Source organism: Variovorax sp. YR634, assembly GCF_900106655.1.
GTDB lineage: Bacteria > Pseudomonadota > Gammaproteobacteria > Burkholderiales > Burkholderiaceae_C > Variovorax.
On record NZ_FNOL01000001.1, the window covers coordinates 509,996 to 527,000 of the forward strand.

Sequence of the window (17,005 nt, forward strand, 5' to 3'; positions counted from 1 at the left end):
TGCCTCTTTTTCTCAGCCTTCGAAGACCTGTGCGTAGCGCCGCTCGAGCCAGCGGTTGAAGCCGGCGATGACGATGACGTTGGCCACCAGGAGCAGGATCGCGATCGACGCGCCCAGCGGCCAGTTCAGCGTGCTCAGGAACTCGTCGTACGCGGCCGTGGCCACCACCTTGAGCCGGCGCCCGCCAAGAATGGCCGGCGTGGCGAAGGCCGAGGCCGCCAGCGCGAACACGATGATCCCGCCCGACAGGATGCCTGGCAGGATCTGCGGCAGGATGACCCGGCGAAACACCGTGAAAGGCGCCGCGCCGAAGGAGAGCCCCGCGTTCTCGACCTGCGGATCGAGCTTCTGCAGCGAGGCCCACACCGAAATCACCATGAACGGCATCAGCACGTGCGTGAGCGCGATGACCACCCCGGTCATCGTGAACAGCAGGCGTACCGGTTCGTCCGTGAGGCCGAGCGCCCGCAGGCCCGCATTGATGAGCCCGTTGTTGCCCATGAGGATGGCCCAGCCCAGCGTGCGGACCACGACCGAGACCAGCAGCGGGCCAAGAATGACGATCAGGAAGATGCCGCGCCACGGCGCCTTCATGCGCGACAGGATGATGGTTTCCGGCACGCCGAACAGCACCGACAGCAGCGTGACCGCGAGCGCCAGGCCGGCCGTGCGCAGGAAGATCTCGTAGTAGTACGGGTCCGAGAAAACTTCGAAGTAGTTGCGCGCGGTGAAGTCCGGCAGCACACCGCGCGTGCCGTCGAACGAATGGAATGACAACACCGCGGTGAGCGCGAGCGGAATCACCAGCAGCCCGAGAAACAGCAGCAGCGCGGGCGCGCTGAGGAACCAGGGCGCAGAACCCGCGCGCGGCCCGGAGGCTGCCTCAGCCATTCGCGGCCTCCGTGTCGAGCAGGCGCAGGTCGTCGTCCAGCCAGTGCAGCGCGACGGCTTCGCCTTCGGCCGGTGGCACCGCGCCGATGTTGGGATGGCTTACGCGCATCGGCCCGAGCGCGCTGTCGACCTCGACCAGCCAGTGGTTGCCCAGGAAGAGCCTCGTGCGGATGGTGGCCGGAATGCCGTTCGCGGCCGAGGCCGGCGCAAGCTTCACCTTCTCGGGCCGAACATAGACGTTGACCTCGCGCGCAAGCGGCTTTTCCTGGTGCGGCACGTGCAGCAGCGAATCGCCGACACGCACTTCGCAGCAGCGCATGTTGCGGGCTTCGACGACACCTTTCAGCACGTTCGTCTTGCCGAGGAAGGACGAGGCGAATGCGGATTCGGGTCGCTCGTACGCCTCGTAGGGCGTGGCGAGCTGCACGATGCGCCCGCCGTGCATGACCGCGATGCGGTCGCTCATGGTCATGGCCTCGACCTGGTCGTGCGTGACCAGGATCGTGGTGATGCCAAGGTGCCGCTGGATGCCGCGCAGCTCGACGTGCATGTCCTCGCGCAGCTTCGCGTCGAGGTTCGACATCGGCTCGTCGAGCAGCAGCACCTCGGGGCGCACCGCCAGCGCACGGGCGATGGCAACGCGTTGCCGCTGGCCGCCCGAGAGTTCCTTTGGATAGCGCTTGCCCAGGCCCGGCAGCCGCACGAGCTCGAGCGTCTCGTCGATGCGTTTCAACTTCTCGGCGCCCCGCATGCCGCGCATCTCGAGGCCGAAGCCGATGTTGTCGGCCACGGTCATGTGCGGAAACAGCGCATAGCTCTGAAACACCACGCCCATGCCGCGCTTCTCCGGCCGCATGGCCGTGATGTCGGCGCCGTTCAGGCGGATGCGTCCGCGCGTCGGCTCGACGAAGCCCGCCACCATCTGCAGGGTGGTGGTCTTGCCGCAGCCCGAGGGGCCGAGCAGCGAGATGAACTCGCCGCGCTCGACATGGAGGCTCAGGCTCTCCACGGCGCGGAAGTCGCCGAAGGTCTTGCCGAGTTGATCGAGTTGAAGGAAGGTCATGCTTGCTCAGCGTTCGACGGTGCGGTTCCAGCGGTTGGTCCACTCGGCGCGCTTCTCGTTGACCAGCGTCCAGTCGGTGGGCAGCAGCTTGTCCATCTGTTCCTTGCCGTACGGCACCTTGGCCGCCACTGCCGGTGCCAGCTTGGTGGTCGAGTTGGCCGGGCCCCAGCCCTGCGTGTCGGCGAGGATGGCCTGCACTTCAGGCGTCAGCAGGTAGTTGACGAAGGCCTGCGAGAGCGCCGGGGCGGTGTTCTGCGCCACGGGGCAGGCAGCTATCAGCAGGGCCGGCGCGCCTTCCTTCGGAATCACGAATTGCACCGGGAAGCCCGTGTCCTTCAGCGCCTGCACGCGGCCGCTGCCCCACACGGCCAGCATGATGTCGTTGTTCTGGAACAGCTCGGTCATCTTGCCCGGCGACGGTTCCCACGCCAGCACGTTGGGCCCGACTTCGCGCGCCATTGCCGTGAAGCCCGGGTCGATGTTCTTGTCGCCGCCCTTGCGCAGCTTGGCGAAGGTCAGCAGCGTCTGCAGGCCGTAGGTGTTGCTGATCGGCGGGATCGCGACCTTCTGCTTGAAGCGCTTGTCGGTGAGCACCTCCCACGAATCCGGCGGAGGCAGGTTCGCCTTCTTGAAGGCTTCGGTGTTGTAGGCGATGCCGGCGGCGACGATGCCCACGCCGACTGCGCTGTCGGTCATGCGTGCGACGGGGTACAGGTCTTTCAGCACCGGCTGGTTGCCCAGCTTGTCGCAGAAGCCGAACTGCACAGCCTGGTACATCGGGCCGTCGTCGAGCAGCACGACGTTGAGTTCCTGCTTGCCCTTTTGTGCCTGCAGCTTGGCCAGTGTGTCTGTCGAGTTGCCCGACACGTAGACGATCCTGGCGTTGTGCTTGGCCTCGAACGCGGGGATCAGCTTCTCCTTGAAGGCCTTCTCAGTCGAGCCGCCGTAGGAGCCGACGTAGAGCGTGGTCGGCTGCTGGGCTGACGCGATGGTTGCTGCGGCAAGGGCGCAGAAGGCCAGCACGGTGGACAGCGCCGCATTCACGGCCGCGGAAACGGGACGAAGCATCATGGGATTTCCTTTGTTGCGCACCAAAAAGTCCGGGTTTTCCCTATCGTGATGCGTTTCTCTTATGGCGCACCAGAATGGGTTCTGCAGTTCGTTTCACTCGAAGAACGCAGATTAACGATGCGTTCGTTCGCTGAACAATCGTTTTTTTTCGGAAGGCCATAACATTCATGTATGGAGTGCCCGACATGAAGATTCGTCAATTGGAGGCCTTTCGCGCCGTGATGCTGTGGCAAACGGTGACACGCGCGGCCGAGTCGCTGCACGTGTCGCAGCCCGCCGTCACGCGGTTGATTGCCGACCTGGAGGAAAGCGTGGGCTTCCCGCTCTTTTTGCGTGTGCGGGGGCGCCTGCAACCCACCGCGGAGGCCGAGGCGCTGAACGAGGAGGTCGAGCGCTCGCTGCTCGGCATGGAGCGCATTGCGCGAACCGCCGAGGAGATCCGGTCGTTGCAGCGCGGCGCGCTGCGCGTTGCCGCCGCGCCGGCATTGGCGCTGTCTTTCCTGCCGCGCGCAATTGCGGGCTTCCTGGCCGAGCACAACGACATCCGGGTGTCGCTCGCCAACCATTCCTCGCGCACGGTGGTGGACCTGGTGGTGGGCGAGCGCTGCGACGTCGGATTCGTCATCCTGCCGGTAAGCCATTCGAGCACGCACGGTGAGCGGCTGATCGCGACCCGGATGGTTTGCGTAATGCGCAGCGATCACCGGCTCGCGAAGAAAAAGGTGATCCGTCCTCCAGACCTGGCTGGCGAGCACTTTGTCTCGCATCCGCATGTGATCGAGTCGCGGCTGCACGTCGACGCGCTCTTTGCGTCCTACGGCATCGAGCGCAAGCTGCAGGTCGAGACACAGGTGTCGGCCGGCGTTTGCGCCATGGTGGCTGCCGGCCTCGGCGTGTCGCTGGTGGACCCGATCACCGCGCTGGAGCACGCCGGCCAGGGCCTGAGCTTCCTGCCCTTCGAGCCGGAAATGGTGACGGATTTTTCCGTGCTCACGCCGGTGCGGCGGAGCTCGTCATTGCTGGTGAGCGCCTTCGTCGATCACGTGCGCAAGTTCGCCGTGGCGCAACTCGACCCGAGATTCGTCAGCCCCTGATTTACGTTCCGGGCTTCTACAGCGCAGCCTCCACAGCCAGCGCCACGGCCGCAAGCCGCGCATCGTCGCCGCGCATCGAGGCCAGCATCAGCCCCACCGGCAGTTCGCCCGGCGCATGGCAGGGCAGGCTGAAGGCGCAGCCGTCGAGCAGGTTGATCGCGAAGGTGTTGCGCAGCAGCAGGCCGTTGGCCTTGAAGAAGGCGGCGTCTTCCGCCAGCGCCGCAATGGGCGGCGCGACGATCGGCACGGTCGGGCACACGAGGGCGTCGAAGCCTTCGATGGCCCGTTCGACGCGGCCGATCCAGTCGCGCCGGCGGTCTTGCATGGCGATGTAGTCGGCGGCGCGCACTTCAGTGCCGAGCGCGATGCGTGCGGCCACGCGCGAATCGAAGCCGCTGCGCTTTGCGGCGAAGCGCTCGCGATGCACCGCAGAGGCCTCGACCGGCGAGAAGCCGCCGGGCGCGTTGACGGTCGCGATCTCGGCGAGTTCGGCCAGCGTGATGTCGATGATCTGCGCGCCAGCGGCCGATAGGGCCTGCAGCGCGCGGTCGAAGGCGTGCGCCACTGCGGGCTCGATATCGTCGAACATCATCGTGCGCGGCACGGCAAGGCGCATGCCCTGCAGCGGGCGGCGGCGCACCGCGAGCGGTGCATCGGCAATGGCCGCATCGGCGATCAGGCAGTCTTCGACGCTGCGGGCCATGGCGCAGACCGTGTCTAGCGAGCGCGCCAGTTCGAAGGCACCCGTGCGCGGCACGCGCGACTGCGTGCTCTTGAAGCCCACGAGCCCGCACAGCGCGGCAGGAATGCGGATGGAGCCGCCCGTGTCCGAGCCCAGCCCCGCGACAGCGAGGCCGAGCGCCACCGACACCGCAGCGCCCGACGACGAACCACCCGGAATGCGCGCCGTGGCCGCGTCGGCCGGATTGCGCGGCGTGCCGTAGTGCGGGTTGATGCCCACGCCCGAGAACGCGAACTCGGTCATGTTGGTCTTGCCGACGATGGCAGCGCCTTGCGTGCGCAGCCGCGTCACGGCGATTGCGTCGCGCGTGGCCGGCGGCTCGCCTGCGCAGACGGCGGAGCCGGCCATGGTGGTCTCGCCGGCCACGTCGTAGAGGTCCTTGACCGACACGGGCAGGCCGGCGAGCGGGCCGAGCTCGATGCCGGCCTTGCACGCCGCATCGGCGTGCCGGGCTGTAGCGAGCGCGGCATCGGCGTAGAGCCGCGTGAAGACGTGCTCGGCAGCGGGTTGCGTGGCCGCTTCGAGCACCTGTTCGATCAGCGCCTCGTGCGACAGCTCGCCGCGCGCGATGCGTTCGCGCAGGGCTGCAATGGTGAAGCCGTCTTTCATCACGCCACCACCGGTAGTGCTTCCACCGCATAGCGATGCACGATGCGGCGCTGCAGCTTCGGGTCGTGCAGTTCGATTTCCATCTGCCCGGCAGGCCGGATGCCTTCGCCCTTCGCGTTGGGCAGTGCGCCCAGCGTGCCGCAGGTCATGAACAGGCCTTCGGGCGCGCTGCCTGCGCCGGGCATGCCGTCGCGCAGCGCGGCCAGCGGCCGGATCGACGCGAGCGTGCCGTGCTGGTAGTCGGTCCAGCGGCCATCCTCGAAGATGCGCGAGCGCAGTTCGAGTGAGTCCTGGTGCGCCTGCACGTCGCGCCAGCGCCATGCGGTCTCGGCCACGGGCTTTGCGCACATCTGTTTCGACACGGCCACCGAATAGCTCTCGACATGCCGGTCGGTGTGATCAGAGGCCACGCTCAGCCACCACTCGCCCTGCGAGAAGAAGAACACGGGCTCGGCCTCGCCGGAGCTCTGGTCGCCCAGCGCCTCGATGGCCGGCGATTGCGTCAGCAACTGGGCCGCGACGCGGTAGTACAGCGGCACGCTCGAAGGGCGCGGCACGCCGAGGGCCGCCAGCTCCTCGATGTGGTGCTCGATGGCAGCGATGTCGCGGCCGGTCCAGCCCGCCACCACGAGCGCGCGGGGCGCGACGCTGTGCAGGGTGGTGGAGCGGGTGCCGTCGTCGGCAATACTCTCGCAGGCGAAGCGCAGGGAATGATGCATGTTCGTCGTCATCACTTCTCCAGCGGGCGCTTGGCGGTTTCGCGGGCCACCACGAGGGCGATCAGCGTCAGGCCCAGTGCGGCCACCACGTACAGCGACACGGCCACGGTGGTGCCCCACGACTTGAACAGGCTCGCGATGATCAGCGGCGCGAAGCCACCGCCCACGATGCCGGCCAGCGTGTAGGCCAGCGAGGCGCCCGCATAGCGCACGCGGCCGGGGAACTGCTCGGTCACGAAGGCGGCCTGCGGGCCGTACATCATTGCGTGGATCAACAGGCCCACCACCACCGCCGCGCAGATGGCGACCGGTTGCACGCTGTCCATCAGCACGAAGAACACGAAGGCCCACACCATGCCCAGCAGCGCGCCGGCAATGTAGACCGGCCGGCGGCCGATGCGGTCAGACAGGCTGCCGAACCACGGCACTGCAATCGCGTTGCAGGCCGCGCCGATCATCGTGGCGGTGAGCGCCAGCGGCCGCGACAGGTGCAGCACCGTCGTCACGTAGGTCAGCGTGAACACCACCACCAGCGCGTACAGCACGTCGGAGCCGATGCGCGAGCCGCCGGCCACCAGCAGGCTGCGCCAGTGCTGGGTGAACACTTCCTTGATGGGGGTCTTGGCGGTGGCCTTCTTCTCTTCCATCTCGCGGAACACGGGAGTCTCGTCAACACCGCGGCGCAGCCACAGGCCGAACAGCACCAGCGCGACGCTGGAGATCAGCGGCAGGCGCCAGCCCCAGGCCTGGAACTCTTCCGGGCTCAGCCAGGCCGACACGATGGCGATGAAGCCCGTGCCTATCAGCGTGCCGCACGACGGGCCGACCTGCGTGAACGAGGCGTTGCGGCCGCGCTCGTCGGGCTTGCCGTGTTCCATCGACAGCAGCACCGCGCCGGCCCATTCGCCGCCGAGCGCCACGCCCTGCACGAAGCGCAGCGCAACCAGTGCCACCGGCGCCCAGATGCCCCACGTTGCATAGGTGGGCAGCAGGCCCATCAGGCCAGTGGACACACCCATGATGACCAGCGTGGCCACCAGCACGAAGCGCCGGCCCAGCCGGTCGCCGAGGTGGCCGAACACCATGCCGCCCAGCGGACGCGAGATGTAGCCGACCGCATAGGTCGAGAACGCGAGGATGGTGCCGGTGAGCGGGTCGAACGACGGGAAGAACACCGCGTTGAAGACCAGCGCGGCCATGATGTTGTAGACGGTGAAGTCGTACCACTCCAGCGTGGTGCCGATGGAGCTGGCCATGGCCAGGCGGCCCATCTTGGCGGACCCGGAACTGGAACCGGGTGTGGGCGGCGTGGCTGCGGTGGCCGCAGCGGGAAGAACATGTTCGGTCATTGGAATACCTTTGTTCAGGGAAGAGATGGAAGTCGGGTCAGCCCAGCTCGGCCGCGCTCAGCTTCCAGCCGAGAGCGAGCAGCCAGCCTGTGGCGGGGTCGGCATCGAAGGCGGCGGCGGCCGTGGCACGCGCGGTGCGCGCGGCGTCGGCGCTGCTGGTTTCGATCACCAGCATCGGCTGCAGCACGCGGCCTTCGGTGGATTCGCGCGGCAGCGGCGTGCTGAGCGCGGTGTCGGGCACGAGCAGGTACGACTGCACGAAGCCTGCCTGCTCTTTCTTCAGCTGAAGGCCGGTGCGCTCTGCGCTTTGCACCAGCGCTTCAGCGTCGGCGGCCACCGGCAGGGGCAGCACGACCACGTGGCTGCCGCTGCCGAAACCCGTGACGGCGCGCACGGCGCAGACGCGACGGATCGGCTGCCGCATGCGGTCGAGGTTGGCGATGGACCACGGCGTCTGCTTCTCGAAAGCGGCGCGGTAGCCCGGCGAGCCGAACACCGCCAGCGATTCGGTGCGGTACAGCCCGAGGTACTTGCGGCCGCCTTCGAGCGAGAAGTAGCGCGCGCCCGAGAGAAAGCCGGGGATGCGCACGCGCTCTTCCACGTGCTCCTGGTCGTACCAGCGGTTGAAGTCGGCATCGTCGGCCGGCTCGACATCGGAAGCGACGAACAGCAGGCCGTTCGCGTTCGCTACGGGGAAAGAAAGGTCAGGTGTGTTCATGGCGGCGGAAGAGCAGGCGGGCCTTCGAAAAATGAAGGCGCGATCTTCCGTCGCAGGGGCGAACTGTCACAAACGAGTTTTTCTGGGCTACAGCCACAAGAATTACTGGCCCCTTTTCGGGGCCGAAATGCGCTGTTTTGAGGGTTAACCCTCTGCCGATGCGCTCCAGGTTGGTGCGATTGCCGACGTGGTGAACTGGTCGGAAGCGCGGCAGGCCAGCTCGGCCACGAGCCGGATGGCGTCGGAGTCTGCGGCTTCGAGGTGGCTCACCACGATGCGCTGCGGCGAGATGAGCGCGTCGCACTCGATGATCCGCACGTCGCCGATGGCCACGTATTCATAGCAGGGCGGCAGCGGCACCAGCGCGTTGCCGAAGCCCGCCTTCACCAGCCGCGCCAATGCAGAGATCGAGCTCACGCAGTGCACCTTGCCCAGCGGAATGCCGGCCGCGCGGAACAGGTTCTTCAGCGCTTCGTGCGGCTGCGAGCCGGGGCTCATCGTGAGCACGGGCTGGCGCAGCAACTGCTCGACCGTCTGCATGGGCTCGGCGCCGGGCGGCCCGACCCAGCCCATGGGCATCGGCAGGCAGGGCGTGCTCACGATGCCCGCGCCGGCGATGTGGTCGGTCTGCAGCGCGATGTCGAGCGCGCCTTCGCGCAGGCCGCGGTGCAGGGCCAGCGTGGTCTCGGAGGTCAGCTGCACCTCGATGCCCGGGTAGGTGGAGCGCAGGTTGGTGAGAAAGCCCAGCAGCCAGGTGTGGACGACGGTCTCGATGGCGCCGATGCGAACCAGGCCGAGGATGTCTTCGCGCGGACGGCCGAGCGAGACGATCTCGCGGCGCAACTCGAGCAGGCGCTCGCCGTAGTCCATCAGCCGCACGCCCACCGGCGTGAGCCGCAGCTCGCGCGCATCGCGTTCGAACAGGCGCGCGCCGATGTCTTCCTCGAGGGAGGCGACACGGTTGGACACCGCCGCCTGCGTGATGTGGAGCCGGTCGCTCGCCGCGCGGAAGCTGCCGAGCCGTGCGGCCCAGAGAAAGGCTTCTACAAATCGTGTGTTCATGGGGGCACCTGCAGGCATTTTGCCGGTGTTCGTGCCCCCGGGGCGCCTCAGCCGCCCATCGAATAGAAGAACTCTTCGCGCACGATGGCCCCGTCCTTGACGGTGTAGAGGCCCGCTTCCTCCATCTGGAAGCGCTGGCCCGTGGGCTTCATGGTCACGTCGAAATCGAAGCCGACGATGAAGCGGTCGTCATGCGGCCAGGGGCCGGTGATCTTGAATGAATGCACTTCGTGGTTGTCGCTCCACCACTTGCCCTTGGCCTCGATGGCTGCCAGGCCGACGGCTTCGCGCTGCTGGCCGGGCGGGGCGCCCGCCTCGACGCTCACCGCGTCATCGGCGTAGAGCGATTTCGCGTCCTCGAACTTTCCTTCTCTGCACAGCGCGACGAGCTTGTTCGCGATTTCGAGCGTGGTCATGGTTGTCTCCTGGGGAAGGGGCGGGTGGGAAAGCAGTTTAGGCCGATGGGCGCGTCAGAGGGCGTTCAACACTGCCTGTGTCGCGGTCAGCCGGGGTTCAGCGAACGCATGCTGGCCACGGTTTCGTCCGACGCCCACAGCAGCGTGTTGAGGTAGGTCTCGATACGGTCGACCAGCGCGCTGCGCGGGCCTTCGCGCCATTCAGCCGAACCGTAGAACGCGGCCTGTTCCGCTTCCAGCGCCTGCCGGTTCGCATACGCACGCACGAGGTGGTAGGTCTCTTCCTCGTGGTCCGACTTGCCGTAGGTGACGACGTCCATGCCCTTGCTGCGCAGCATCGGCACGGCCCGCGTGTGCATGGCTTCGTGGAAGTCGGCGAGCGTGCCGGGCTTGAGCCTGTAGGTGCGGATTTCGAGCAGCCGGGTCATGGTGGAGTGACGGCGTCAGCAGAAAACAATCGCCGTCTTGTGCGCAATGCTCAGCCGCGCCGATTCATACAGCAGCAGCCAAGACACGTATTCCCGGTACAGGCCGCCGTCTTCCTCGATCAGCGCGTCGATGCGTTCCGCTTCCTCGTCCGAGAGCTTGCCGTTGTCGAGGTGGATGCCCAGGGCCGGAGCCACGAACACGAGTTCTTCGAGCAGGCGGTAGGACGAGCCGAGCATGCCGCCGGGGAGGCCGGCTTCCTCTTCTTCCTCGTCTTCGTCGTCCTCGTCATCCTCTTCGCAGCTGTCATCCCCGTCGAACAGCACATCCTTGAAATCGATGGGAACGTAGAAGCCCTCCGCGTCCGAGTGGCACAGCAGGTGGCTTGCCGAGCCGTCGAGCAGCGCCTGGATCTTCGGGTCGGCCGTGGGGTCGACGTCGTCCGGCAGCGGCGTCGCTACCCAGTCGGGCGAGAGCAGTCGGTGGGCGTAGGCGCGGCGCAGGTAGTGGATGAAGGAATACGGGAAGCCGTCGATCGAAGCGCGCGAGTCGAGCTCCATCGGCTCGCGTGGCTCCGTGTGCTGGGGAAGCCCCGCGGCGGCCAGCACGCGGTTGGCTTCGGCCAGTTCTTCCTCGAAGCCCTCGGCGCTTTCGGGATCGTCTTCGAGCAATTCGGCGAGCATGCCGACACAGACAGCCAGACCCATGATCTTTCCTCCAGGTTGTTGGTTCGCCGCGATGGTGACGACCGCCGGTGAAGAAGCGATGACCGCTAAATTGTTACTTCGCCGCCTCCACCTTCACCCGCGCATTCGGCGCCTCGCCGAACATCTCCGGCGCATACATCGCCTCGACGCGGCTTGGCGGCAACGCGAAGTCGCCGACGTTGTTCAGGCGCACGGTGTATTCCATCTTCACCACGCCCTTGGGCAGGTACTCGTAGTAGCTGCGGAAGGCCTCGAAGCTGCGTTCCTCGAAGGCGGCCCAGCCGGCGCCCGACTTCTTCTCGCCCTGGGTGGCGATCTGCGAGTCGCGGCCGAGGCCGCCGCCGAGGATGGTGGCACCACCGGGGATCGGGTCGCTGATGACTACCCAGGTCATGTCGGCGCTGGCGTTCACTTCCAGCGTCACGCGCAGCACGTCGCCGCGCGTGTACTTGCCCGCGGTGGCCTGCTCGACCGGCGTGATGGTCTTCTTGATGGCGTAGCCGGCCGCGAACGGCGCCTTCAGCTGCACGGCGGCAATCGACTGCAGCGTGAGCCACGGCTTGCCGGTTCCCTGCTGCGTTACCAGCAGGGTGTCGCGCACGGGTGCGCCCGACGGCGATGCTGCCCACGGCAGGAACATCGTGTTGTTCTTCAGGTTGCCCGGCGAAGCGGGCGCGCCGAAGAAGGTGGTCTGGTTCGGTGCACCGGCCGGGTCGCTGGTCTTCACGCGTTCGACCTGGCTCCAGTTGACCTGGGCTTTCACTGCACCGAGCGTGGCGGCAGTGACGCCGGCCACCGGCGTGCTTTCGAACACCTTGCTGAACTTCTCCAGCGCCAGCCCGCCCCACAGGTTGGCGGTGGTGGTGTGCCATGCGCCGTTCTGCTGACGGCCGATGAAGCCGTTGGCGAGCTTGCCGATGTCGTCCTTCCAGCTCGGGTCGTCCATCACGCTGAGCAGCAGGCGGGCGGTGTTGACGTCGCCGTTGGTCATCAGCCACCACCAGTAGTCGTCCTGCTCGGTGCTGAAGATCAGCTTGGTGCCCTGGTATGAGAGACGGGCCTTCAGCACGTTGTTGGCTTCGTCCAGGCGCTGCTGGCGCTGCGGCACGTCGTTCACGCGCTTGAGGATGTTGAGCCAGTCGATCACCGCGCTGGTGGGCCACTGGTTCGGCGCAATGGTGATGCTGCCGAGCATGCTGCCCTTGGCCTTGCCGTAGCGCGAGAGCGCTTCGAGCGCGGCGAGCTTGCGCACGTCGAGGTCCTTGCGCGGGCTCCAGAACTCGCGCGTGATGCGGCCTTCGACGAAGGCGATCAGGCCCGACTCCATCGGCGCGCGCACGTCGTCGGCCAGCGCGAAGGCCGGGTTGAGCTGCGCGGCCTCGTTCGTCGCCGCGAGCAGGTACGACGTGAGGATGTCGCTGCCGCGGTTGGCCTCGCCGTCGCGCGGCGGGAAGTAGTTGGCCAGGCCGTCGCTGTCGAGGTACGTCGGCAGCTGGGCCAGCACGCCCTGCCACATCTTCGCGTCGCGCAGGCCGACCGACTTGCTGGTCTTCTGTTCGAGGCAGATGAAGGGGTAGTTCGCGAACCAGTCGCGCACGCCCGGCAGGCCTTCGGCCAGCTTGGGCTGCAGAGACAGCTTGAGGCCGCCGCGGCCGGGGAGGGCGTCGGCGGGCGGTGCCACGTCGAGCGTGAACGGCCCATCGACCTGCACCAGCGTGGCTTGCTGCACCGTGAGCGGCACCGAAGGCACGATGCGCTGGCGCACCTTGAGCGCATCTCTCGCACCTTGCGCGCCGCCGATGATGTCTTTCGCCTCGATCTCCCACAGGATGGCTTCGGCGCGCGTCTGCGCGAGCTGCGCGGGCGCGGTCACGGTCCATGCCACTTCACGCGCCTCGCCGGCCGGAATGTCCACGGTCTGCGGCTCCAGCGTGAGCAGGGTGGCGCGCGGCGTGGCCTCGACCTTCATCGGCTTCTGCGTGGTGTTGCGCAGCGTGATCTGCGCGCGGAACTGGTCGTCCTCGCGCACCAGCGGCGGCAGGCCGCTGATGATCTGCAGATCCTGCGTGGCCTGGATGCTGGCCTGGCCGGTGCCGAACAGGCTGGTGCCCGAATCGGCCACCGCCACGATCTTGAAGGTGGTGAGCGCGTCGTTCAGCGGCACCGTCACCACGGCCTGGCCGTTGGCATCGAGCACCACCTTCGGGTTCCATACGAGCAGGGTGTCGAGCAGTTCGCGCGTCTGGCCCTTGCCGCCGCCACCGCCCGCGGGCACGGCCTTGCGCCCGTAGTGGCGCCGGCCGACGATTTCCATCTGCGCGGTGGAGGTGCTCACGCCCCAGCTGCGTCGCTGCAGCATGGCGTTGAGCAGGTTCCAGCTGTCGTTGGGCATCAGCTCCAGCAGGGCCTGGTCGACCGCGGCCAGCGCCACTTCGGCACCTGCCGCCGGCTTGCCGTCGGGCAGCTTGGCGCTGATGGTGACCTGCGCCTTGCTGCGGATCGGGTAGCTGGGCTTGTCGCTGGTGACGGTCACGTCGAGCTGATGAGCGCGCGTGCCGACGCGGATCTCGGCCATGCCGAGGCGGTAGGCCGGCTTGCTCAGGTCGACCATGGCGGTCGGCGCCACGTATTCCTTGCCTTCGTACCAGAAGGCCGTCCACCACTCGCGCGGCGACTTGAAGCCCCAGGTGAAGAAGCTGTACCACGGCACTTCGCGCAGGCGGCCGCGCAGGGCGAGCACGCTCACGTAGGCGTTGGGCCCCCATTCGGGCTTGACCTGCAGGGTGACGGTCGGGTCCTTGCCGTCGAGCTGCACCACGTGCGTCTCGATGATGCCTTCGCGTTCCACCGCGACCAGCGCGGTCGCGAAGCGGAAGGGGCTGCGCACTTGGAACTTGGCGACCTCGCCGGGCTGGTAGCTCTTCTTCTCGGGCAGCACGTCGATGCGGTCGTTGTCCTCGCCGCCGAACCAGAGCTCGCCCTGCTTCGTCACGTAGACCGAGCTCACGGCCTTGGCGTCGCGGCCGTCGCTGTCGGTGGCGCTGGCGATGAGCTCGACTTCGCCGGCTTCCTTCAGCTCCGACTCGCACAGCAGCAGGCCGCGCGCATCGCTCTTGCCGCTGCAGACGGTGCCGATGTCCTTGGTCTCGGTCTTGTTGTCGTAGGTGTAGAAGCCGCCCACCATGCGCTTGCGGCTGGTGGTGGTGATGCGCGCCACGGCGCGCACGTTGAGCGTCACGTTGGCCTGGGGCTTGCCCGTGAGGTCGAGCGCGAGTGCCTGGAACTTCAGCTTCTGGGCGGTGGAGACCCAGCCCTCGGTCTTGATGCCGGCGATGACGGATGCAGGCCACAGCGTCTGCGTGCTGCGGATGGTCTGCACCTCGCCGTTCGGATCGGCGTACGTGGCTTCGAGCAGCAGCTCGCGCGCGGCCTTGACCTTGGGCACCTTGTCGATGGTGACCTTGCCGCCGCCGTCCTTGTTCAGCGTGAGCGGCAGCTTGTCGGCGATCACGCGGGTGTCGTTCACGCTGTTGAGGTCTTCCTCGCCGGCGCTCGTGTCCGCGGCCGGTGTGGCGGCCTCGGTGCCATCGCCCTGCGTGGCGCGCGGCGGATTGAAGCTGAAGGCGTCGTAGTCGGAGAAGCTCAGGGCCTTGCCGCGCACCATGGCCGACACGCGCACCGGCAGGTTGGCGGCGCCGCCGCCGGCCACGTAGTTGATCTGCACGTCGGTCGGCACGCTGGTGGCTGCCACCAGCGGCTTCTTCTCGGTGGGCGAGATGCGGCCTTCGAGCACGGGCAGGCGGAATTCCTCGACGCGGAACATGCCGGTGCTGAAGCTGCGGGCGTAGTCCTCGTCGCCGTCGGACTCGCCTTCTCCGTTGGCATCCTTGCCTTTGCCGGTGCGCAGCATCACCTCGTACACGCCGAGCTTGGCTGCCGGCGGAATGGGGAATGTGTTCTCCGCGCTCAGGCCGCCGGTAGCCGTCTTGCGCCAGTTCAGCGGCTGCGTGAAGCGCTGGCCGCTGCCCGTGTGGGTAATGACAAGGGTGTCGGGCCGGTTCTCCGGCAGGCCGAAGCCCTTGCTGGTCTGCGTGCGGATCAGGCTCTTCATCGACACCGTTTCGCCGGCGCGCAGCAGCGTGCGGTCGAAGATGGTGTGGGCGACGCGATCGGGCTCGGCCTGCAGGTTGGTCGGCACATTGAAGCGCCAGGGCTCGATGCCGCGCTGCCAGTCGCTCCAGGTGAAGGCGAGGTCTTCAACGCCCTTGTCGTCCTTGGCGCGGGCGCTGACGAACCAGGCGCCCGTTTCGTATTCGTTCGGGCCGTTGCACGACGGCGGCTGCGGCGACACGCCGTTCAGCATGACGATGCCGTTCGCATCGGTGGTGCCGCTGGCCACGGCCTTGCCGTCGCAGCCGGACACGCGCACTTCGGCGCCGGCCACGACCTTGCCCTTGTCGAGCGTGGTCACCCAGGCCATCGAGTTCTCGCGGCCCAGCTTGAAGTGCACGGCCAGGTTGGTGGCCAGCGCGGTGGTGCGCACGTACATCGTGCGGCCGGCGTTGTAGCGCTCGTCGAGCAGCGCCTCGCCGAGTTTCTGCGAGGCGATTTCCAGCACGTGGAAGCCGGGAGTCAGCGGAATGCCGATGACTTCGAAGGGGCGCGGATCGCCGGCGTCCGACTTGGGCATGTCGAGCGCCTTCACGCCCGACTGGCCCGCCAGCAGCGACAGCATGCGCGTTTGCAGGCTGGTGCGGTCGTCCTTGTCGATGACCGGGGGCAGCGGGCCCTTCACGTCCTTGCGGGCTTGTTCGCGCGAGATGGTGAAGCTGTCGTAGCGGCGCACCTTGCGGAACCACGCGATGATTTCCGCGTCGGTCTTCGGGTTCATGTCGCTCACCTTACCGGGCGTGAGGGCGTTCACCATCAGCTTCGGCTCCACGCGGCGCACGGTGACCGGCATCATGGCCGGGGTGTCGGGCTCGGCCAGTCGCTCGACCACGCCGAAGGGCGAGGCGGCGAACTTGGCCAGCGGCGGCATCATGCCGGTCGCCACCTTCAGCGGGAAGGTGCCGGGCGAGGCCAGCGGGCGGCCCGAGGCGTCCTCGAACTTCGAGGGCAGTTCGATGCTGTATTGCGTGCTCTCGGCCAGCGGCGGCTCGAAGCTCACGCCGTTGACCACGTCATCGTCGCTCTGCGTGCCGCCCTCGTTCTCGAGCTTGGCCTTGGTGGTCTTGTCGCCCTTGAGCTGGATCTGCGCGGCCAGCTTGCGCGTGACCGGTGCATTGAACGTCAGCTGCATCGGGCGCAGCGGCAGGCAGGCGGCCTGCGCGTTCTCGCGCTCGCAGGTGAACGAGACGGCGAAGGGCTCGCGCACCTGGAAGTCGAGGCGGCGTTCCACGTTGTTGGGCACACCGGAAGGCGTGGCCACGCCCTTGCCGTAGACGACCTGCACCTTGGCGCCGGGAGTCAGCGTGCGGTTGCACTGCATGGTGACGAAGCGCAGCGGGTCTTTCTCGGCGGCCTTGTCGCGGCCGAAGGCCTTGAGCAGGCCTGCGCGCTGCTCGCCGTCGAGCAGCTTGACGGGAATGCGCTCGCCCACGCCGTCGGCGGCGCACCAGATGTTCTGGCGCACGCTGTCGAGCGTGGCCGCGCCGTTGAGCTCGAGCACGAACATCTGCTGTTCGTCGATGCGGCTGTAGCTGCCCGGCATGTAGTTGCGCACGAAGGGGCCACCGGTGTTGAACTGGTAGCGCTCGGGGCCGGTCAGCTCGCCGCTGGCGGGCTTGAAGGTGGGAATGCGGGTGACCGTGCAGCGCACGCCGGGCGGCAGGTCGTTCTCGAAGTCGTAGACCCAGGCCTTGGCGTCGGTCCAGCGGCCCGTGCCCTTGGCGGCCTGCGCGTCGGTGCAACTCACCGTGAGCGGGGCGGGGGCCTTGGGGTCGCCGAAGTTGACGGCGGCCTGGTCGAACTTGGCGACGACCTGGCGTACGCGCGCGACCTCGCCCTGGGGCGAGAGGCTGGTGATCTGGAGGGCAAAGCCCGGGCCGGCCATGAGGACGCCGCCGGCCAGGAGCAATGTTGGAAGGAAACGGTTCACTTTTTTGTATCTCCACCTTGAGGCAGCGCGCAGCGTAG

General features: G+C 67.5%; 13 protein-coding genes. 1 reads left to right on the top strand and 12 read right to left on the bottom strand.

Going from position 1 to position 17,005, the window contains the following annotated elements:
* Window positions 1-12 precede the first annotated feature (12 nt).
* Genes BLV60_RS02400 through BLV60_RS02410 form a run of 3 tightly spaced genes read right to left on the bottom strand, consistent with a single transcriptional unit; the run spans window position 13 to window position 3,025 of the window.
* Complete coding sequence (locus BLV60_RS02400; RefSeq protein WP_093049256.1) at window positions 13-891, bottom strand: ABC transporter permease; 879 nt, start codon at window positions 889-891, stop codon at window positions 13-15.
* Window positions 884-1,954 carry an ABC transporter ATP-binding protein gene (locus BLV60_RS02405; protein ID WP_093049259.1) on the bottom strand — a complete coding sequence of 357 codons (1,071 nt, stop codon included), beginning with the start codon at window positions 1,952-1,954 and terminating at the stop codon, window positions 884-886. The genes BLV60_RS02400 and BLV60_RS02405 overlap by 8 nt, the downstream gene beginning before the upstream one ends.
* A gap of 6 nt (window positions 1,955-1,960) precedes the next feature.
* Window positions 1,961-3,025 (bottom strand): ABC transporter substrate-binding protein, encoded by a 1,065-nt coding sequence (locus BLV60_RS02410; RefSeq protein ID WP_371127340.1) that lies wholly within the window; start codon window positions 3,023-3,025, stop codon window positions 1,961-1,963.
* Window positions 3,026-3,210: 185 nt separating this feature from the next.
* Here BLV60_RS02410 and BLV60_RS02415 point away from each other — a divergent pair, with 185 nt between their 5' ends.
* On the top strand, window positions 3,211-4,119 hold the full coding sequence (locus BLV60_RS02415; protein WP_093049262.1) for a LysR substrate-binding domain-containing protein: 909 nt from the start codon (window positions 3,211-3,213) through the stop codon (window positions 4,117-4,119).
* Window positions 4,120-4,135: 16 nt separating this feature from the next.
* Here the strand turns inward: BLV60_RS02415 and BLV60_RS02420 are convergent, their stop codons facing one another.
* From BLV60_RS02420 to BLV60_RS02460, 9 genes are all read right to left on the bottom strand, one after another.
* Complete coding sequence (locus BLV60_RS02420) at window positions 4,136-5,470, bottom strand: amidase (protein WP_093049265.1); 1,335 nt, start codon at window positions 5,468-5,470, stop codon at window positions 4,136-4,138.
* The gene (locus tag BLV60_RS02425; protein WP_093050376.1) at window positions 5,470-6,189 is read right to left on the bottom strand and encodes a DUF2848 domain-containing protein; all 720 of its coding nucleotides are present in this window, start codon (window positions 6,187-6,189) and stop codon (window positions 5,470-5,472) included. Before BLV60_RS02425 ends, BLV60_RS02420 begins: the two co-directional genes overlap by 1 nt.
* A gap of 11 nt (window positions 6,190-6,200) precedes the next feature.
* On the bottom strand, window positions 6,201-7,538 hold the full coding sequence (locus tag BLV60_RS02430; RefSeq protein WP_176928694.1) for an MFS transporter: 1,338 nt from the start codon (window positions 7,536-7,538) through the stop codon (window positions 6,201-6,203).
* Window positions 7,539-7,575: 37 nt separating this feature from the next.
* Complete coding sequence (locus tag BLV60_RS02435) at window positions 7,576-8,256, bottom strand: DUF4286 family protein (protein WP_093049268.1); 681 nt, start codon at window positions 8,254-8,256, stop codon at window positions 7,576-7,578.
* A gap of 144 nt (window positions 8,257-8,400) precedes the next feature.
* Window positions 8,401-9,318, bottom strand: a complete 918-nt coding sequence (locus tag BLV60_RS02440; RefSeq protein WP_093049270.1) for a LysR family transcriptional regulator — start codon at window positions 9,316-9,318, stop codon at window positions 8,401-8,403.
* Between the two features lie 47 nt (window positions 9,319-9,365).
* The gene (locus BLV60_RS02445; RefSeq protein WP_093049273.1) at window positions 9,366-9,734 is read right to left on the bottom strand and encodes a nuclear transport factor 2 family protein; all 369 of its coding nucleotides are present in this window, start codon (window positions 9,732-9,734) and stop codon (window positions 9,366-9,368) included.
* 86 nt (window positions 9,735-9,820) lie between these two features.
* Entirely contained in the window at window positions 9,821-10,162 is a 342-nt protein-coding gene (locus BLV60_RS02450; RefSeq protein WP_093049276.1) for an NIPSNAP family protein, read from the bottom strand.
* A gap of 15 nt (window positions 10,163-10,177) precedes the next feature.
* Window positions 10,178-10,867 (bottom strand): hypothetical protein, encoded by a 690-nt coding sequence (locus tag BLV60_RS02455; protein ID WP_093049279.1) that lies wholly within the window; start codon window positions 10,865-10,867, stop codon window positions 10,178-10,180.
* 73 nt (window positions 10,868-10,940) lie between these two features.
* On the bottom strand, window positions 10,941-16,922 hold the full coding sequence (locus BLV60_RS02460) for an alpha-2-macroglobulin family protein (RefSeq protein ID WP_371127346.1): 5,982 nt from the start codon (window positions 16,920-16,922) through the stop codon (window positions 10,941-10,943).
* Between the last annotated feature and the right edge of the window lie 83 nt (window positions 16,923-17,005).